The sequence below is a fragment of the Streptomyces sp. NBC_01006 genome (assembly GCF_045162725.1).
Classification (GTDB): Bacteria; Actinomycetota; Actinomycetes; order Streptomycetales; family Streptomycetaceae; genus Streptomyces.
Genome location: NZ_CP108700.1, coordinates 5,926,756 through 5,945,679 on the forward strand (window position 1 = coordinate 5,926,756; position 18,924 = coordinate 5,945,679).

Consider the following 18,924-nt stretch of genomic DNA (forward strand, 5'->3'; position numbering starts at 1 on the left):
ATCGACCTCAGGCGCACTGATGTACGGGTACGGGTAGGCGTACGCGTACGCCTACCGGCACGAGGGCAAGGCGGACAGCGATGTCGACGGCCGTGGAAGACCGCAACAGCCGGCGGCTGGCATGGTGCGTGGCGCACGTCCTGCGCCACGCACCGGACCACATCGCCCTCGACCTCCTCGGCCGGCTCGACCGGCCGACCCGCAAGTACCTGTGCCGCGACGAGTGGCTCCCCGCCTCGGCCGTCACCCTGCTCCTGCGCCACGGCAGCGAGGCGGACCGCCACTTCATCGCCCGCAACCCCCGCGTCGTCGGGCGGCCCCTGCCCGGGCTGCCAGGCCCCGCCCGGTACGCCCGCCGCCGCACCCCGCCCGAACTGCTGCCCGTACTGCGGGCCGAGCTCGGCCGGGACCCCGCCGACGGCGCCCTCACCACCGCGGAGCTGATCGTCCTGCTGCGCCGGCACGGCATACGCAGGCCCCGCGTCGCCCTCGACGTCCTGCGGCTCCCGTACGTACTCGACCCGCGCGAGGCGGCCGCCGAGCACGGCCGCCGGCCGCTGCCGGCCGGCGCCGTCGAGGCGCTGCTGCTCGCCGCGGAACTGCCCGACGACACCGTCCGCGCGCTGCTCGCCACCCCCGCCGCAGTCCGGGACGGGCGCTCCTGGCACCGGCCCGCGGTCCGAGCCGTCCGGATGGGCCGGCTCACCCACGAGGAGCTCGTCGCCTGCGTGGCCCCGGCCTGCCACACGCTGCTCCTCGGCCATCTTCCGCCCGGCCCGGGCCTGCGCTGGACGCTGCCCGAGCAGGCCGGGATGCGGACGGCCGTCACCCGGGCGCTGAACCCGCTGGGGGACGACCCCCGGCTGTGGTCCGAACTGCTGCGGCACGCCCCCGGCTTCGCGGGGCCGCTGCCGGACCTGGTGGCCGCCGTGGTCGCGGGAAGCCTGCCCGGGCCGCAGAGCCCGGCCACCCCGGCTGGCTCGGCCGCCGCGACCGCCCCGGCCGCCCGCGCGGAGCCCGGCGAGGCCCTCGCGCGGGCCGTACGTCACCTGGCCCCGACGGCCGCCGAGCCGGTGACCGGGGGAGTGGAGCGGGAGCTCGCCCTGGCCAGCCTCGCCGTCCCCATGGAGACCGTCCAGGAGGACATCCGCTGGGTACGGGACTGCCTGGACCGGTCCCTGCTCACCGGCGCCGACGTGGTCCGGCACAAACTCCCCGCCTGCTGGGCCCTGGACGAGGACCACTGGCTCGGCGACGTGGACCACCCCGACCGGCACGATCGCCCCGAGGCCGTGCTCGCCGCCCGCGCCGAGGCGGACCGGTTGTTCGCCCTGGCCCTCGGTGAGGACCCGGACGCCTGGTGGCGGGTGGCCCGTACGCTCCCCGACTTCGCCGGAACGCTCCCGCACCTGCTGCTGCGGGTCACCGACGGGGACTCCGTGTCCACGCGCCCGTGAGTTGCGGCAACAATGGGGGCATGAGCGACCGCCCAGCCCCCCTCGCCGATCCGCACCTTCTCTTCGACCCCGCGGCCGGCCGGCGGGACATCGTCATCCTCGGGTCCACCGGGTCCATCGGGACCCAGGCCATCGACCTCGCCCTGCGCAACCCGGACCGGTTCCGGGTGACCGCGCTTTCCGCCGCCGGCGGGCGCGTCGGGCTGCTGGCCGAGCAGGCCCGCCGGCTGCGGGTGAACACCGTGGCCGTCGCCCGCGAAGACGTCGTACCGGCCCTGAAGGAGGCCCTGAACGCCCAGTACGGCGCTTCGGAGCCGCTGCCCGAGATCCTGGCCGGGCCCGACGCGGCGACCGAGCTCGCCGCTTCCGAGTGCCACACCGTCCTCAACGGCATCACCGGCTCCATCGGCCTCGCGCCCACGCTGGCCGCGCTGCGCGCCGGCCGGACCCTGGCCCTGGCCAACAAGGAGTCGCTGATCGTCGGCGGCCCGCTGGTCAAGGCCCTCGCGAAGCCCGGCCAGATCATCCCGGTCGACTCCGAGCACGCGGCCCTGTTCCAGGCCCTCGCCGCCGGCACCCGGGCCGATGTGCGCAAGCTGGTGGTCACCGCCTCCGGCGGGCCCTTCCGCGGCCGTACCCGCGCCGAGCTGGCCTCGGTCACCGTCAAGGACGCCCTCGCGCACCCCACCTGGGCCATGGGCCCGGTGATCACCATCAACTCGGCGACCCTGGTCAACAAGGGGCTGGAGGTCATCGAGGCGCACCTGCTCTACGACATCCCCTTCGACCGCATCGAGGTCGTGGTCCATCCGCAGTCTTACGTCCACTCGATGGTGGAGTTCTCCGACGGCTCCACGCTCGCCCAGGCCACCCCGCCGGACATGCGCGGACCCATCGCGATCGGCCTCGGCTGGCCCGAGCGCGTCCCGGACGCGGCCCCCGCCTTCGACTGGACCAAGGCGTCGACCTGGGAGTTCTTCCCCCTCGACACCGAGGCATTCCCCTCGGTCGGCCTGGCCCGGCACGTGGGCACGGTCGGCTCCACCGCCCCCGCCGTGTTCAATGCGGCGAACGAGGAGTGCGTGGAGGTGTTCCTGGCCGGTCGGCTGCCGTTCACAGCAATCATGGATACGGTCTCTGCCGTGGTCGATGAGCACGGGACGCCGGACGCGGGAACTTCTCCGACCGTCGCGGACGTCCTCGAAGCGGAGACCTGGGCCAGGGCCCGGGCACAGGAGATGGCGGCTCGGGCCGCCGTGGAGGCGCGCGCATGACAGCACTCATGACGGTGCTCGGAATACTCATCTTCGTATTCGGGCTGCTCGTCTCCATCGCGTGGCACGAGCTCGGCCACCTGTCCACGGCCAAGCTCTTCGGCATCCGCGTGCCCCAGTACATGGTCGGTTTCGGCCCGACCATCTGGTCGCGGAACAAGGGCGAGACCGAGTACGGGATCAAGGCCATCCCGATGGGCGGCTACATCCGCATGATCGGGATGTTCCCGCCCGGCGAGGACGGCAAGGTCACCGCCCGGTCGACCTCGCCGTTCCGCTCGATGATCGAGGACGCGCGCTCGGCGGCGTACGAGGAGCTCCAGCCCGGCGACGAGACGAGGCTGTTCTACACGCGCAGGCCGTGGAAGCGCGTGATCGTGATGTTCGCGGGCCCGTTCATGAACCTGGTGCTGGCGCTGGCGATCTTCTTCGGCGTCTGGATGAGCTTCGGCATCAACCAGACGACCACGCAGGTAGCGACCGTCTCCCCGTGCGTCATCCAGCAGAGCGAGAAGCGCGAGATCTGCAAGGCCGGCGACCCGGTCGCCCCGGCCAAGGCCGCCGGGCTGCAGGCGGGCGACCGGATCGTGGCGTTCAACGGCCGCAAGGTGGCCGACTGGGCCGCCCTGCAGAAGCAGATCCGCGACACCGTCGGTCCCGCCACCGTCACGGTCGTGCGCGACGGGCAGCAGCAGACCCTCCCCGTCAAGCTGATCGAGAACAAGGTCGCCAAGACGGACGGCCACGGCGGGTACGTCAAGGGCGAGTACGTGACGGCCGGCTGGCTCGGCTTCAGCCCGAAGAGCGAGATCGCCCCGCTGTCCTTCGGCCAGTCCGTGGACCACATGGGCGAGGTCGTGGACAACAGCGTCCAGGGGCTGGTCAAGCTGCCCGCCAAGATCCCGGCGCTGTGGAACGCGGCCTTCAGCGGAGCCGAGCGCGAGCCCGACTCCCCGATGGGCATCGTCGGCGCGGCCCGGATCAGCGGCGAGATCGCCACCCTGGACATCCCGGCCGAGCAGCGGCTGGTGTTCTTCCTCCAGCTCGTCGGGTTCTTCAACCTCTCGCTGTTCCTGTTCAACATGCTCCCGCTGCTGCCGCTGGACGGCGGGCACATCGCGGGCGCCCTGTGGGAGTCGCTCCGGCGCACCGTGGCGCGCGTGTTCCGGCGCCCCGACCCCGGCCCGTTCGACGTGGCGAAGCTGATGCCCGCCGCGTACGTGGTGGCCGGCGTGTTCGTCTGCTTCACGCTGCTCGTGTTCGTCGCCGACGTGGTGAACCCGATCAAGATCACCTAGTACGTCCGCATGCGCGTGGGGCGTACGGAAGCCGTAGGGAGCCGGGCACACTTCGTGCCCGGCTCCCTACGTTCGGGTGTTCCAGCCCCTCGGATGCGTGGGCGGCCCTTTGATTGGCGTAATCTCGAAGCCTGGAGCCCGCCGATCTCGGGACCTTGATCCACACCTTGGGGTTGCACAGCAGATGACTGCCATCTCTCTCGGAATGCCGGCCGTGCCGACGAAGCTTGCCGACCGCAGGGTCAGCCGCAAGATCCAGGTCGGCTCGGTGGCCGTCGGCGGCGACTCACAGATCTCGGTGCAGTCGATGACGACCACCAGGACCTCCGACATCGGCGCGACGCTCCAGCAGATCGCAGAGCTCACCGCCTCCGGCTGCGACATCGTGCGCGTGGCCTGCCCGACCCAGGACGACGCCGACGCCCTCGCCGTCATCGCGAAGAAGTCGCAGATCCCGGTCATCGCCGACATCCACTTCCAGCCCAAGTACGTGTTCGCCGCGATCGACGCCGGCTGCGCCGCCGTCCGCGTGAACCCGGGCAACATCAAGCAGTTCGACGACAAGGTCAAGGAGATCGCGCGGGCCGCCAAGGACGCGGGCACCCCGATCCGGATCGGCGTCAACGCCGGCTCCCTCGACGCGCGACTGCTGAAGAAGTACGGCAAGGCCACCCCCGAGGCGCTGGTCGAGTCCGCGCTGTGGGAGGCCTCCCTCTTCGAGGAGCACGGCTTCAGCGACATCAAGATCTCGGTCAAGCACAACGACCCGGTCGTCATGGTCAACGCCTACCGCCAGCTCGCCGCCCAGTGCGAGTACCCGCTGCACCTCGGCGTCACCGAGGCGGGCCCGGCCTTCCAGGGCACCATCAAGTCCGCCGTCGCCTTCGGCGCGCTGCTCTCCGAGGGCATCGGCGACACGATCCGCGTCTCCCTCTCGGCCCCGCCGGTGGAGGAGATCAAGGTCGGCATCCAGATCCTGGAGTCGCTGAACCTGAAGCCGCGCCGCCTGGAGATCGTCTCCTGCCCCTCCTGCGGCCGCGCCCAGGTGGACGTCTACAAGCTGGCCGAGGAGGTCACGGCGGGCCTCACGGGCATGGAGGTCCCGCTGCGCGTCGCGGTCATGGGCTGCGTCGTGAACGGCCCGGGCGAGGCCCGCGAGGCCGACCTCGGCGTCGCCTCCGGCAACGGCAAGGGCCAGATCTTCGTGAAGGGCGAGGTCATCAAGACCGTCCCCGAGTCGAAGATCGTGGAGACCCTCATCGAAGAGGCGATGAAGATCGCCGAGCAGATGGAGAAGGACGGCATCGCCTCCGGCGAGCCCACCGTCGCCATCGGCGTCTGATCACACCGGGCGCCCGGCCCCGCGCCCGGCACCCCGCACGCATCGGCCCCGGCCCCGTTCCCGCAGCTCGCGGGCGGGGCCGGGGCTTTTTCGTGACCCGTGGGACCAGGCATCCTCCGGTGACGCCGGGTACAGTGCGGAGATCAGCAGACTTGTATGGTGAGGCCCCAGTGTTGACGCAGACCACCACCCGGGTCCTTGAGCCCAGTGATCTCGACGCCGCCCTCGAAGTCCTCGGGCGTGAGCCGGTCGAGAACGCCTTCGTCACCTCCCGGGTCCAGGTCGCCGGACTCGACCCGTGGCGCCTGGGCGGCGAGATGTGGGGCTACTACACCGACGGCCGGCTGCGCTCCCTCTGCTACGCGGGCGCCAACCTGGTCCCCGTCTGCGCCGACTCCGACTCCGTCCGGGCCTTCGCCGACCGGGCCCGGCGCACCGGCCGCCGCTGCTCCTCCATCGTCGGGCCCGCCGAGGCCACCCGGCTGCTGTGGCGGCTCCTGGAGCCCAGCTGGGGCCCCGCCCGTGACGTGCGCTCCCACCAGCCGCTCATGGTCACCGAGCAGCCGTCCGCCGCCGTGCGTCCCGATCCGCTCGTGCGCCGGATCCGCAAGGACGAGATGGACCTGATCATGCCCGCCTGCGTGGCCATGTTCACCGAGGAGGTCGGCGTCTCGCCGATGGCCGGCGACGGCGGACTGCTCTACCAGGCGAGGGTCGCCGAGCTGGTCGGCACCGGCCGCTCCTTCGCCCGCATCGAGGACGGCAAGGTCGTCTTCAAGGCGGAGATCGGCGCCGCGACCGCCCGCGCCTGCCAGATCCAGGGCGTGTGGGTGGACCCCGAGTTCCGCGGCCGGGGGCACTCCGAGACGGGGATGGCCGCCGTCGTCGAATTCGCGCTGCGCGACATCGCCCCCGTGGTCAGCCTCTACGTGAACGACTTCAACACCGCGGCACGGGCCGCGTACCGCCGCGTCGGCTTCCGCGAGGTGGGCGCCTTCATGAGCGTGCTGTTCTGAACGCGCCGCCCGCACGGCCCGGCCCCGCCGCATGCGGGGCGGGGGCCGTAGGGACGCCGGCGGGGGCGCCCAGTAAGGTCGCGGCATGCTGCCTACCCCCGAGGGCGACGGCCCCGACCGGCCCGCCGGACTCCGCATCGGTCCCCTCGACCTCGCCGACCGCGTGGACGAGGCCCTGCGCGTGCAGGCCGTGGCCTTCGGGCTCAGCGAGGAGGAGGTCGGCATCCGGCGCTACATCGTGCAGCGCCACATGACCTGCCGCGGAGCCCGCGCCCTCGGCGCCTTCACCGAGGACGGGGCCCTCGCCGGGTTCGTGTACGGGATGCCGAACGACCGGGCGTACTGGTGGTCCTCCGTCGTCGAACCGTATCTGCGGTCCGAGGGGCTCGACGGCTGGCTCGACGGCTCCTTCGTGATCACCGAGCTGCACGTCCACCCCGGCTTCCAGGGCCGCGGCGTCGGCCGCACCCTCATCACCCGGCTCACCGACGCCGCCGAGGAACCCCGCTCCATCCTCTCCGCCATCGACACCGAGAGCCCGGCCCGCGGGCTCTACCGGGCCCTCGGCTACACGGACCTGGCCCGCCAGGTGCACTTCCCGAGTGCGAGCCTCCCGTACGCCGTGATGGGGGCCCCGCTGCCGCTGCGCCGGCCCTGAAACGGTTTCCGGGGGGCGGCGCGGCCCCGGTAGCCTCCCGACATGTCATCGCAACACGTGCAGCGCATGTCCCGCCTCATGGCCAAGACCCTCCGCGAGGACCCGGCCGACGCGGAGACCCTCAGCCACCGGCTCCTCGTCCGGGCCGGCTACGTCCGCCGCAGCTCCGCCGGCGTGTGGACCTGGCTGCCGCTCGGCAAGAAGGTCCTCGACAACGTCTCGCGCATCGTCCGCGAGGAGATGGACGCGATCGGGGCCCAGGAGGTGCTGCTCCCGGCGCTGCTGCCGAAGGAGCCGTACGAGGTCAGCGGGCGCTGGTCGGAGTACGGGGACCTGCTCTTCCGGCTCAAGGACCGCAAGGGCGCGGACTACCTGCTCGGCCCCACCCACGAGGAGATCTTCACCCTGGTGGTGAAGGACCAGTGCACGTCCTACAAGGACCTGCCGGTCATGCTCTACCAGATCCAGACCAAGTACCGCGATGAGGCCCGGCCGCGGTCCGGCGTGCTGCGGGGCCGCGAGTTCCAGATGAAGGACTCGTACTCCTTCGACGTGAGCGACGAGGGCCTCGCCGAGTCGTACGCCCTCCACCGGGCCGCGTACCAGCGGATCTTCGAGCGCCTCGGCCTGGACCACCGCATCGTGTCCGCCGTGTCGGGCGCGATGGGCGGCTCGGCGTCGGAGGAGTTCCTGGCGCCCGCGGCGGCCGGCGAGGACACCTTCGTGGACTGCCCGTCCTGCGACTACGCGGCGAACACCGAGGCCGTGACCTTCGCACTGGTCCCGGTGGACGCCGAGCACCCCGCGATCGAGGAGGTCGACACCCCCGACACCCCGACGATCGAGACCCTCGCCGCGCACCTCGGCGTGCCCGCGTCGGCGACGCTGAAGAACCTCCTGGTGAAGGTCGACGGCGAGATCACGGCCGTCGGCGTACCCGGCGACCGCGAGGTGGACCTCGGCAAGCTGGGGGAGCATCTGGCCCCGGCCGTCGTGGAGTTGGTGACCGCCGAGGACTTCGTCGACCGCCCCGACCTGGTACGCGGCTACGTGGGCCCGCAGGGCCTCGGCAAGGTCCGCTACCTCGCCGACCCCCGCGTCGCGCCCGGCACTTCGTGGGTGACCGGGGCCAACCGCGTGGACACGCACGCCCGGAACGTGGTCTGCGGGCGCGACTTCGAGGTGGACCAGTACCTCGACGTGGTCGTCGTCGAGCCCGGCGACCCCTGCCCGCGCTGCGGCGCCGGGCTCCGGCTGGACCGGGCGATCGAGATCGGGCACATCTTCCAGCTGGGCCGCAAGTACGCGGACGCCTTCGGGCTGGACGTGCTAGGCCGGGAGGGCAAGCCGGTGCGGGTCACGATGGGCTCGTACGGGATCGGCGTCTCGCGGGCGGTGGCCGCGCTGGCCGAACAGACCGCGGACGAGCGGGGACTGGCCTGGCCGGCGGCGGTGGCCCCGGCGGACGTCCACGTGGTGGCGGCGGGCAAGGCCGTACAGCTGGGGCTCGCGGAGCAGGCGGCCGAGGCCCTGGCGGGGTCCGGGCTGCGGGTCCTGCTCGACGACCGCCCGGGCCTGTCGCCGGGCGTGAAGCTCACGGACGCGGAGCTGATCGGCGTCCCGTGGATCCTGGTGGCGGGCCGTCGCTCGGCGGACGAGGTGGTCGAACTCCAGCACCGCGCCACGGGCACCCGCGAGGAACTGCCCCTGGCGGAAGCCCTCGCCCGCCTGACGGCGTAGGTCAGTCCGCCTTCGGTTCGTCCTGCGGTTCGCCGGAGGCGGGGTCCGGCCCGGCGACCGGGGGCGGGGGCGGCGGCGCGGTGACCGCGGGCGGGGCCTGCTCCGCCCCGCCCGGCGCCGGGGCCGCGCGCTCCAGGAAGCGCAGGAGTTCCACCGGGAACGGCAGGACCAGCGTGGAGTTCTTCTCCGCGGCCACCGCCACCACCGTCTGCAGCAGCCTCAACTGCAGCGCCGCCGGCTGCTCCGACATGACCTCCGCCGCCTGGGCCAGCTTGTGCGAGGCCTGCAGCTCCGCGTCCGCGTTGATCACACGGGCCCGCCGCTCCCGGTCCGCCTCCGCCTGTCGCGCCATCGACCGCTTCATCGTCTCGGGAAGGGACACGTCCTTGATCTCGACCCGGTCGATCTGCACGCCCCAGCCCACCGCCGGGCTGTCGATCATCAGCTCCAGGCCCTGGTTGAGCATCTCCCGGTTGGACAGCAGATCGTCCAGGTCCGACTTGCCGATGATCGACCTGAGCGAGGTCTGCGCCATCTGCGAGACGGCGAAGCGGTAGTCCTCCACCGCCACGATCGCGTTCGCCGGGTCGACGACCTTGAAGTACACGACCGCGTCCACGCGCACCGTGACGTTGTCCCGCGTGATGCCCTCCTGCGCCGGCACCGGCAGCGTCACGATCTGCATGTTCACCTTGTGGATCCGGTCGATCACGGGAACGATCATCGCGAAGCCGGGTGGCCGGATCTCCTCGCGCAGCCTGCCGAAGCGGAAGACCAGGCCCCGCTCGTACTGCTTCACCACCCGGGCCGCGGCGCCCATGTAGACCGCGATGCCCACACCCGCGGCGATTGCCGCTGTCAGCAGTTCTTCGACCATGACGGCCCCCTGCCGGACGTGCATACCTACCTCTAAACGGTATGCCCTACAACCAGGCCGCGAATTCCAGCAGCAGCTCGGCCTCCCGGCGCCGCCCCGCGGCCAGCGCCCGGTTGCCGGACTCCACCGCGCGGAACAGCGTCCAGCCCCGCAGCCGGTCCCGGTCCAGCTCCAGGGAGTCGGCCAGCTTGTTCACCCGGCGCCGGGCGCCCGCGGCCCCCGCCGAGGAGGCGACCTGGTCCTCCAGCCGGTCCCGGACCAGCCGCGCCAGGTCGTACGCGCGGTCCCCGACCAGCGGATCGGGCCCCACCGCCAACCACGGCGCCCGCTCGCCCGCCAGCACCTTGCCCTGCCGGAAGTTCCCGTGCAGCAGCAGCTCCTCGGCGGGCAGCACCGTCAGCTCCTCGCGGACCGCGAGCGCCGCGGAGGCCAGCGCCCCGGCCTCCGGCGCGGCCTTGCGCAGCACCTCCGCCTGCTGCGCGGTGCGCTCCGCCACCGTCTCGAACGGGTGTCCGGCCGGCGGGGTCACCCACAGCCTGCGCAGCGTCCCGCACGCCTCCAGCAGGGCCTTCGCCTCCGGCAGCGAGCGCAGCGACACCTCCGGGTGGAGCCGCTCCAGCAGCAGCGCGCCGTCCTCCTCGTGGTGCCGGGTGTCGAGGACCCGTACCGCCCCGAAACCGCCCCAGTGCGCCAGCGCGGCCAGCTCCCGGTCGGGCCGGGCCTGCGGGGGAGCCAGCTTCAGCGCGGCCGGCGTGCCGTCGGCGTAGTGGACGAGGAGGACCAGACTGCTCCGGCCGCCGGGGGCCTGCACCCGCTGGGCCCGCACCCCACGCCGTGCCAGCGCCTCCTCGGCGAGCCGGGGCAACTGCCCCAGCCAGTCCGCGTTCTGCGCCGAATCCGGCGTCTCGCCGAGCGCCCGTACAAGCCGCTGCGGCGGTTCGAAAGCCATGCGTGCGTGATCCCTTTCAGCTGGTCCGAGCTCGTTCTCCACGTTCCGTGAGCCCAGGGAAGGCTACGCCGACCCCGCGCCAGCGTGCCGCGCGCACGGCCGCGGCGCTCAGCGCGTCGGCCGCCTCACGGCGCAGCCGGCCGTCCGCCGCCCGCACCAGATCGGAGTACGCGCCCGCCACCCGGTCCTCGATCTCGGCGGCCAGCCGCTCGGCGTCGGCCGGAGTGCGCACCTCGAAGGGCAGGGCGTACGCGGCCTCCGAGGGCCGCGGCGAACCGCCCATCTCTCGCACCGTCCGGGCCAGCGCGTCCCGGCGGGAGAGGTGGCCGCCGTACGCCTCGCGGGCCTCGGCCGACCGCGCGGAGGCGGCCCGGGCGCCGATGACCCCGTAGCCGTATGCGGCCGCGTGCTCGGCGGCGAGCGCGGCCTGCGCCGCCTCCAGGGCGCGGCTCGCGGAGGAGGGTTCGGGGGTCACGGCTTGTCTCCCTGGGGCGAGGTCAGCAGATACGCGTGTACGGCGCCGCAGGCGGCCACCGAGGCCAGCAGCCGGGCCAGCTCCCCGGGCGCCCCGGCGAGGGTGACGGTCCGGGCCTCGGCGAGGCTCCGCTCGGCGTCGGCGAGGGCGGTCAGCGCCTCCTCGGGCTTCGGCGGCACGGGCTCGGCGCTCACCACGGGGGCGCCGGCCGCGGCGGACGAGGGCGACGGGGACGGCGGCGCGGAGCTCGGGGTCCTGCCGGCCGGGGCGTCCGCGGAGGCGAGCGCCCCCGCGTGGGCGGCGACCGCGGAGCGCAGCGGCGCGAGGCGCGCGGCCAGGGCCGGATGGGCGGCGGCGGTGGCGTCGTAACGTTCCAGCAGCCGCTCACTGTCCCGAACGGCTGTCTCGCGCATCCGCCGTTCGAGTGGAACGCCGGTGGCGGTTTCCGACGAGCCGCCCCCATCGGAGCACCCGGTGAGCAGCGCGGCGCCGGCCGCGCCGGCGGCGGCGGTGAGCAGGCTCCTGCGAGAGGGCCGCGAAGGCAGGGTCCAGGGCACGGAGACGTCCTCGGAGGTGGTGGCGGGGCAGGGTGTGATCACCGTACCCGGGGCCCCGTCCCCACGGCGGACGGCAACACCCTCCGCGACCGGATACCCTTTGACCTGACACGCGACGTAAACCACAACAGCACACGCGGCCGAGGAGTCACCCGGATGAGCACCACCCAGAGCGACAGGCTGCGCGGATTGCTGGAGCCGCTCGTCGCCGCCAAGGGCCTGGACCTCGAGGACATCGAGATGTCCAAGGCCGGCAAGCGCCGGATGCTGCGCATCATCGTGGACTCCGACGAGGGCGTGGAGCTGGACGCGTGTGCCGAGCTGAGCCGCGAGGTCTCCGACAAGCTCGACGATTCCGATGTGATGGGCGAGGACGAGTACGTCCTCGAAGTGAGCTCGCCGGGCGCGGACCGCCCGCTGACCGAGCACCGTCACTACGTACGGGCGATCGACCGTCTCGTGAAGTTCCAGCTGTCCGCCGAAGGTGAAAAGGGCGCCGGGGAACTGATCGCCCGCATCCTCGACGTGGACGACGAGGGAATGGACCTTGAGGTTCCGGGCGTGAAGGGCCGCAAGGCGACCGCCCGCCGCATTGCTTTCACCGACATCGCCAAGGCGCGGGTCGAGATCGAGTTCAACCGCAAGGACAAGAAGGAAGAGGAGGCGTAGCCGTGGACATCGACATGAGTGCCCTGCGGGGTCTGGTCCGGGAGAAGGAGATCTCCTTCGACCTGCTCGTCGAGGCGATCGAGTCGGCCCTCCTCATCGCGTACCACCGCACCGAGGGCAGCTTCCGGCGCGCCCGCGTTGTGCTGGACCGCACCAACGGCCACGTCGTCGTGTGGGCGACGGAGGACCCGCGGGACCTGGAGGAGGGGCAGGAGGCCAAGGAGTTCGACGACACCCCGTCGGACTTCGGCCGGATCGCCGCGACGACCGCCAAGCAGGTGATCCTGCAGCGTCTGCGCGACGCCGAGGACGACCTGACCTTCGGCGAGTTCGCCGGCCGCGAGGGCGACGTGATCACCGGCGTCGTCCAGCAGGGCAAGGACCCCAAGAACGTCCTCGTCGACATCGGCAAGCTGGAGGCCATCCTGCCGGTGCAGGAGCAGGTCCCCGGCGAGGAGTACACGCACGGCCTGCGCATCAAGGCGTACGTCGTACGGGTGGCGAAGGGTGTCCGCGGTCCGTCCGTGACCCTGTCGCGCACCCACCCCAACCTGGTGAAGAAGCTCTTCGCGCTGGAGGTCCCGGAGATCGCGGACGGCAGCGTCGAGATCTCGGCGATCGCCCGCGAGGCCGGCCACCGCACCAAGATCGCCGTGCGGTCCACCCGCTCGGGCCTCAACCCCAAGGGCGCGTGCATCGGCCCGATGGGTGCCCGCGTGCGCAATGTCATGGCCGAGCTGCACGGTGAGAAGATCGACATCGTCGACTGGTCGGACGACCCGGCGGAGATGGTCGCGAACGCGCTGTCACCCGCCCGGGTGAGCAAGGTCGAGGTCGTGGACTGGGACTCGCGCTCCGCCCGGGTGACCGTGCCCGACTACCAGCTGTCGCTGGCCATCGGCAAGGAGGGCCAGAACGCCCGCCTCGCCGCGCGGCTCACCGGCTGGCGCATCGACATCCGCCCCGACACCGAGGTGTCCCCGGACGCCGACCGGGCCCGGGGCGGGGAATAAATCCGGTACCGGTCGGAGCTGTCCGGCCGGTAGACAGGATCAAGACAGCAGATCTCGACAACATCCGTTCGATTTTTCGCCCGAAGGGGTGAGGTCGGTGCGGGGAGGTAGACTTAGGCGTGTCTGGCCGGACGCAAGCCCGCGCATGCCCCGAACGCACCTGTGTGGGGTGTCGGGAGCGAGCGGCCAAGAGCGATCTGCTGCGCATCGTGGCGATCGGGGACGAATGCGTCCCTGATCCACGCGGTACGCTGCCCGGCCGGGGTGCCTACGTGCACCCTGCCGTGGTCTGTCTGGACAAGGCGGTCCGTCGCAGAGCGTTCCCCCGGGCCCTTCGGTCCCCGGGAGCACTCGACACGACCGGACTGAGCAAAGCCGTGGCCGTCGTGGCCGAGGCGACACCGTAAGAAGTAGTACGGCACGGATACCCCGTGCGGTCAGGTACCTCGCGAGTTGGAAGTAGGTCGAGATTGCGATGAGCACTCGATGAGTACGCGATGAGTACGCCCATGAAGTAGCGACGGTCCGGCGTAACCCGGACCTAAAAGGAGCGAAGTGGCTAAGGTCCGGGTATACGAACTCGCCAAGGAGTTCGGAGTTGAGAGCAAGGTCGTCATGGCCAAGCTCCAGGAACTCGGTGAGTTCGTCCGTTCGGCGTCCTCGACGATCGAGGCGCCGGTTGTACGCAAGTTGACTGACGCACTGCAGGGGCCCGGCGGCAACGCCGGCAAGTCCGCTGCGAAGCCGGGCGCGCCCCGCAAGGCCGCGCCCGCCAAGCCCGGGGCTCCCACCCCGGGTGCCGTTGCACGTCCCGCTGCCCCGAAGCCCGGCGCACCGGCTCCCAAGCCGGCCGCTGCCGAGGCCCCGGCCGCAGCTGCCCCGGTGACTCCGGCCGCCTCCGGCCCGCGTCCCGGTCCGAAGGCTCCGGCCGCCCCGAAGCCCGCTCCGGCGGCTCCCGTGGCGACCGAGTTCTCCGCGCCTCCGGCGGCCCCGGCCGCCCCGGCGCGCACCGAGCGTCCCGCCGGTCCCGGCGCGACCCCGGGCCCGCGTCCGGCGCAGCAGCGTCCCGCGGCCCAGGGTGGCCAGGCCGGCGCCCGTCCCGGCGCCCCGCGCCCGGCAGGCACCGCCCCCGGCCAGGGACAGCGTCCCTCCGGTCCCGGTTCCCAGGCACCGCGTCCGCAGGGCGCCCGTCCGGCCGGTCCCCGTCCGGGCAACAACCCGTTCACCTCTGGTGGCTCCACCGGCATGGCGCGCCCGCAGGCGCCCCGTCCGGCCGGCGCTCCCCGTCCCGGTGCCCCCGGCGCCGGCGGCGGCCAGGGTGCTCCCCGCCCGCAGGGCGGTCCCGGTGGCGCTCCGCGTCCCCAGGGTCCCGGTGCCGGTCGTCCGACCCCGGGCGGCATGCCCCGTCCGCAGGGCGGCGCCCCGCGTCCCGGTGGTGCTCCCGGCGGTAACCGTCCGAACCCGGGCATGATGCCGCAGCGTCCCGCTGCCGGTGGTCCCGGTCCCCGTCCCGGCGGCGGCCCCGGTGGCCGTGGTCCCGGTGCCGGTGGCCCGCGTCCCGGTGGTGGCGCCGGTCGTCCCGGTGGCGGCGGCTTCGCCGGCCGTCCGGCCGGTCCCGGCTCGCGTCCCGCGGGCGGCGGCGGCTTCGGCGGCCCGCGTCCGGGTGGCGGCGGCTTCGGCGGCGGCCCGGCCGGCGCCGGTGGCGGCGGTCGTCCCGGCTTCGGTGGCCGTCCCGGCGGTCCCGGTGCCCGAGGTGGCACGCAGGGTGCCTTCGGCCGTCCCGGCGGGCCCGCCCGTCGCGGTCGCAAGTCGAAGCGCCAGAGGCGCCAGGAGTACGAGGCCATGCAGGCCCCGTCGGTCGGCGGCGTGATGCTGCCGCGCGGCGGCGGCGAGACCGTGCGCCTGTCGCGCGGTGCCTCCCTCACCGACTTCGCGGAGAAGATCAACGCCAACCCGGCGTCGCTGGTCGCGGTCATGATGAACCTCGGCGAGATGGTCACTGCCACGCAGTCCGTCTCCGACGAGACCCTCCAGCTCCTCGCCGACGAGATGAACTACGTCGTTCAGATCGTCAGCCCGGAGGAGGAGGACCGCGAGCTCCTCGAGGGCTTCGACATCGAGTTCGGCGAGGACGAGGGCGGCGAGGAATTCCTCATGCCGCGTCCCCCGGTCGTCACCGTCATGGGTCACGTCGACCACGGTAAGACCCGACTGCTCGACGCCATCCGCAAGACGAACGTCGTCGCGGGCGAGGCCGGCGGCATCACCCAGCACATCGGTGCCTACCAGGTGGGTACCAACGTCAACGGTGAAGACCGCAAGATCACCTTCATCGACACCCCGGGTCACGAGGCGTTCACCGCCATGCGTGCCCGTGGTGCCAAGTCGACCGACATCGCGATCCTCGTGGTCGCGGCCAACGACGGCGTCATGCCGCAGACGATCGAGGCGCTGAACCACGCCAAGGCCGCCGGCGTCCCGATCGTCGTCGCGGTCAACAAGATCGACGTCGAGGGTGCCGACCCGGTCAAGGTGCGCGGTCAGCTCACCGAGTTCGGTCTGGTCGCCGAGGAGTACGGCGGCGACACGATGTTCGTCGACATCTCCGCCAAGCAGGGTCTGCACATCGACTCCCTGCTGGAGGCCGTCGTCCTCACCGCCGACGCCTCGCTCGACCTGCGCGCCAACCCGGAGCAGGACGCTCAGGGTATTGCGATCGAGTCCCACCTCGACCGCGGCCGCGGTGCCGTTGCCACCGTCCTCGTCCAGCGCGGTACCCTCCGCGTCGGCGACACGATGGTCGTGGGCGACGCCTACGGCCGCGTGCGCGCCATGCTCGACGACAAGGGCAACAACGTCGAGGAAGCGGGTCCGTCGACCCCCGTCCTGGTCCTGGGTCTCACCAACGTCCCCGGCGCCGGCGACAACTTCCTCGTCGTCGACGAGGACCGCACCGCCCGTCAGATCGCCGAGAAGCGTGCTGCGCGTGAGCGCAACGCCAACTTCGCCAAGCGCGTCCGCCGGGTGTCCCTGGAAGACCTCGACTCGGTCCTCAAGGCCGGTCTGGTCCAGGAACTCAACCTCATCATCAAGGGCGACGCGTCCGGTGCGGTCGAGGCCCTCGAGTCCTCGCTGCTCCAGCTCGACGTCGGCGAAGAGGTCGACATCCGCGTCCTGCACCGCGGTGTGGGTGCGGTCACCGAGTCCGACATCGCCCTGGCGATGGGCTCCGACGCCATCGTCATCGGTTACAACGTCCGTGCGGCCGGCCGTGCCGCGCAGATGGCGGACCGCGAGGGTGTCGACGTCCGCTACTACTCGGTGATCTACCAGGCCATCGAGGAGATCGAGGCGGCCCTCAAGGGTCTGCTCAAGCCGGAGTACGAAGAGGTCGAGCTCGGTACGGCGGAGGTCCGCGAGATCTTCCGCTCGTCCAAGCTGGGCAACATCGCGGGTGTTCTCATCCGCTCCGGCGAGGTCAAGCGCAACACCAAGGCGCGGCTCCTGCGCGATGGCAAGGTCATCGCCGAGAACCTCACCATCTCCGGTCTGCGCCGCTTCAAGGACGACGTCACCGAGATCCGCGAGGGCTTCGAGGGTGGTATCAACCTCGGTTCCTTCAACGACATCAAGATCGACGACGTCATCGCGACGTACGAGATGCGCGAGAAGCCCCGCGCGTAAGCGCGAGGCGGTTCGTACCGTGTCGTAAGCCCGGGGCCGGTCGGCGGAATATCCGTCGATCGGCCCCGGCCGTTGCGTGTACGGTTCTGGTGACCCTGCCGCGCGACGGCCGGCAGGCCACCGAACCCGCACCGGCGGGATATCCGGAACTGAATGTACGTGGGGACTCTGTCCTTCGATCTGCTCCTCGGCGACGTCCACTCGCTGAAGGAGAAACGCTCTGTCGTCCGGCCCATCGTCGCCGAGCTCCAACGCAAGTTCTCCGTGAGCGCGGCCGAAGTGGGCGACCAGGATCTGCACCGCAGGGCCCGTATCGGGGTCGCTCTGGTCAGTGGGGACGCGGGGTTCCTCTCGGATGTACTGGACCGCTGCGAGCGGCTGGTCGCGGCGCGTCCGGAAGTGGAGCTGCTGTCGGTGAGACGGCGGCTGCACGGTGATGAAGACTGACTGCAAGACATAAGAAGGAGACGGACCAGTGGCCGACAATGCGCGGGCGAAGAAGCTGGCGGACCTCATCCGGGAGGTGGTGGCCGAGAAGCTGCAGCGTGGTGTCAAGGACCCCCGCCTCGGTACGCACGTGACCATCACGGACACCCGGGTCACCGGCGACCTGCGGGAGGCCACGGTCTTCTACACGGTCTACGGTGACGACGAGGAGCGCGCCAGCGCGGCGGCGGGCCTCGAAAGCGCCAAGGGCGTACTGCGCTCCGCGGTCGGCCGGGCGGCGGGAACCAAGTTCACGCCCACCCTGACCTTCGTCGCGGACGCCCTCCCGGAGAACGCCAAGACCATCGAGGACCTCCTCGAGAAGGCGCGGACCTCCGACGCCCAGGTGCGCGAGGTGTCCTCCGGCGCCCAGTACGCCGGCGACGCCGACCCGTACAAGAAGCCGGGCGACGAGGACGACGAGGACGCAGCCTCCGAATGAGCAACAACGCAGGGAAGACGCCGGACGGCCTCGTCATCGTCGACAAGCCGTCCGGCTTCACTTCGCACGACGTGGTCGCCAAGATGCGCGGGATCGCCAAGACCCGCCGCGTCGGCCACGCCGGCACGCTCGACCCGATGGCGACGGGCGTCCTCGTTCTGGGCGTCGAGAAGGCCACCAAGCTCCTCGGCCACCTCGCGCTCACCGAGAAGGAGTACCTCGGGACGATCCGCCTCGGTCAGAACACCCTGACGGACGACGCGGAGGGTGAGATCACCTCCTCGGCGGACGCCTCCGCGGTGACGCGCGAGGCCGTGGACGAGGGCATCGCCAAGCTGTCCGGCGAGATCATGCAGGTCCCGTCGAAGGTCAGCGCCATCAAGATCAAGGGCGTGCGCTCCTACAAGCGCGCCCGGGACGGCGAGGACTTCGAGATCCCGGCCCGGCCGGTGACCATCTCGTCGTTCCAGGTGTACGACATGCGGGACGCGGAGGCCGAGGACGGCACCAAGGTCGTCGACCTCGTCGTCTCCGTCGTCTGCTCCAGCGGTACGTACATCCGCGCGCTCGCCCGTGACCTGGGCGCCGACCTCGGCGTCGGCGGGCACCTGACCGCGCTGCGGCGCACCCGGGTGGGCCCGTACAAGATCGACCGGGCGCGGACCCTGGACCAGCTCCAGGAGGAGCTGACCGTCATGCCGATCGGCGAGGCGGCGGCCGCGGCCTTCCCGCGCTGGGACCTCGACGCCCGGCGGGCCTCGTTGCTCGCCAACGGCGTGCGGATCGACATGCCGGACGCGTACCCCGCGGGGCAGACGGTGGCGGTCTACGGGCCGGAAGGCGTGCTGCTCGGGCTCGTGGAGAGCAAGGGCGGCAAGGCGAAGTCCCTGGCGGTCTTCGCCTGATCCGCTGATCCGCCGATCCGCTTTGACGTGAAGCGGTGAGCGCACATCGCCTGCCGCTCACCGCTCCACGACCCCCCTCGGG

18 protein-coding genes are annotated in these 18,924 nt (G+C 72.1%); 14 read left to right on the forward strand and 4 right to left on the reverse strand.

The window, feature by feature from the left end; translation table 11 throughout:
• The first annotated feature begins 80 nt into the window (after positions 1-80).
• From OG509_RS27280 to OG509_RS27310, 7 genes are all read left to right on the forward strand, one after another.
• Positions 81-1,457, forward strand: coding sequence for a hypothetical protein (locus tag OG509_RS27280; protein ID WP_406185152.1), 1,377 nt, complete (start codon positions 81-83; stop codon positions 1,455-1,457).
• Between the two features lie 20 nt (positions 1,458-1,477).
• Positions 1,478-2,731, forward strand: a complete 1,254-nt coding sequence (dxr, locus tag OG509_RS27285) for a 1-deoxy-D-xylulose-5-phosphate reductoisomerase (RefSeq protein WP_406185153.1) — start codon at positions 1,478-1,480, stop codon at positions 2,729-2,731.
• On the forward strand, positions 2,728-4,029 hold the full coding sequence (locus OG509_RS27290) for a M50 family metallopeptidase (protein WP_406185154.1): 1,302 nt from the start codon (positions 2,728-2,730) through the stop codon (positions 4,027-4,029). The genes dxr and OG509_RS27290 overlap by 4 nt, the downstream gene beginning before the upstream one ends.
• A 184-nt stretch (positions 4,030-4,213) precedes the next feature.
• Positions 4,214-5,371: a flavodoxin-dependent (E)-4-hydroxy-3-methylbut-2-enyl-diphosphate synthase gene (gene ispG, locus OG509_RS27295; RefSeq protein ID WP_053693180.1), complete on the forward strand. Its 1,158-nt coding sequence runs from the start codon at positions 4,214-4,216 to the stop codon at positions 5,369-5,371.
• A 170-nt stretch (positions 5,372-5,541) separates the two neighbouring features.
• Positions 5,542-6,387 carry a GNAT family N-acetyltransferase gene (locus OG509_RS27300; RefSeq protein WP_406185155.1) on the forward strand — a complete coding sequence of 282 codons (846 nt, stop codon included), beginning with the start codon at positions 5,542-5,544 and terminating at the stop codon, positions 6,385-6,387.
• A gap of 85 nt (positions 6,388-6,472) precedes the next feature.
• Positions 6,473-7,045, forward strand: coding sequence for a GNAT family N-acetyltransferase (locus tag OG509_RS27305; protein WP_406185156.1), 573 nt, complete (start codon positions 6,473-6,475; stop codon positions 7,043-7,045).
• 42 nt (positions 7,046-7,087) lie between these two features.
• The gene (locus OG509_RS27310) at positions 7,088-8,785 is read left to right on the forward strand and encodes a proline--tRNA ligase (RefSeq protein ID WP_385590270.1); all 1,698 of its coding nucleotides are present in this window, start codon (positions 7,088-7,090) and stop codon (positions 8,783-8,785) included.
• A 1-nt stretch (position 8,786) separates the two neighbouring features.
• Here OG509_RS27310 and OG509_RS27315 read toward each other — a convergent pair whose 3' ends face one another.
• The 4 genes from OG509_RS27315 to OG509_RS27330 are packed head-to-tail and all read right to left on the reverse strand — an operon-like array spanning position 8,787 to position 11,685.
• A complete protein-coding gene (locus OG509_RS27315) occupies positions 8,787-9,662 on the reverse strand; it encodes a slipin family protein (RefSeq protein WP_406185158.1) in 876 nt (291 codons plus the stop codon).
• Between the two features lie 46 nt (positions 9,663-9,708).
• Positions 9,709-10,611, reverse strand: a complete 903-nt coding sequence (locus tag OG509_RS27320) for an aminoglycoside phosphotransferase family protein (RefSeq protein WP_406185160.1) — start codon at positions 10,609-10,611, stop codon at positions 9,709-9,711.
• Positions 10,612-10,627: 16 nt separating this feature from the next.
• Entirely contained in the window at positions 10,628-11,086 is a 459-nt protein-coding gene (locus OG509_RS27325; RefSeq protein ID WP_385590264.1) for a ferritin-like domain-containing protein, read from the reverse strand.
• Positions 11,083-11,685 (reverse strand): hypothetical protein, encoded by a 603-nt coding sequence (locus OG509_RS27330; RefSeq protein WP_406185161.1) that lies wholly within the window; start codon positions 11,683-11,685, stop codon positions 11,083-11,085. Before OG509_RS27330 ends, OG509_RS27325 begins: the two co-directional genes overlap by 4 nt.
• Positions 11,686-11,799: 114 nt before the next feature.
• Here OG509_RS27330 and rimP point away from each other — a divergent pair, with 114 nt between their 5' ends.
• From rimP to truB, 7 genes are all read left to right on the forward strand, one after another.
• On the forward strand, positions 11,800-12,312 hold the full coding sequence (gene rimP / locus OG509_RS27335; protein ID WP_406185163.1) for a ribosome maturation factor RimP: 513 nt from the start codon (positions 11,800-11,802) through the stop codon (positions 12,310-12,312).
• A gap of 2 nt (positions 12,313-12,314) precedes the next feature.
• Positions 12,315-13,325, forward strand: coding sequence for a transcription termination factor NusA (gene nusA, locus OG509_RS27340; RefSeq protein WP_030161474.1), 1,011 nt, complete (start codon positions 12,315-12,317; stop codon positions 13,323-13,325).
• A 119-nt stretch (positions 13,326-13,444) separates the two neighbouring features.
• Positions 13,445-13,732, forward strand: coding sequence for a YlxR family protein (locus tag OG509_RS27345; RefSeq protein WP_351781482.1), 288 nt, complete (start codon positions 13,445-13,447; stop codon positions 13,730-13,732).
• A gap of 148 nt (positions 13,733-13,880) precedes the next feature.
• Entirely contained in the window at positions 13,881-17,009 is a 3,129-nt protein-coding gene (gene infB / locus OG509_RS27350; RefSeq protein ID WP_406185165.1) for a translation initiation factor IF-2, read from the forward strand.
• Positions 17,010-17,162: 153 nt separating this feature from the next.
• Positions 17,163-17,456, forward strand: coding sequence for a DUF503 domain-containing protein (locus OG509_RS27355; protein WP_030651158.1), 294 nt, complete (start codon positions 17,163-17,165; stop codon positions 17,454-17,456).
• Positions 17,457-17,484: 28 nt separating this feature from the next.
• Positions 17,485-17,937, forward strand: coding sequence for a 30S ribosome-binding factor RbfA (gene rbfA, locus OG509_RS27360; RefSeq protein ID WP_406185166.1), 453 nt, complete (start codon positions 17,485-17,487; stop codon positions 17,935-17,937).
• Positions 17,934-18,842 carry a tRNA pseudouridine(55) synthase TruB gene (gene truB / locus OG509_RS27365; protein WP_406185167.1) on the forward strand — a complete coding sequence of 303 codons (909 nt, stop codon included), beginning with the start codon at positions 17,934-17,936 and terminating at the stop codon, positions 18,840-18,842. Before rbfA ends, truB begins: the two co-directional genes overlap by 4 nt.
• Positions 18,843-18,924 lie beyond the last annotated feature (82 nt).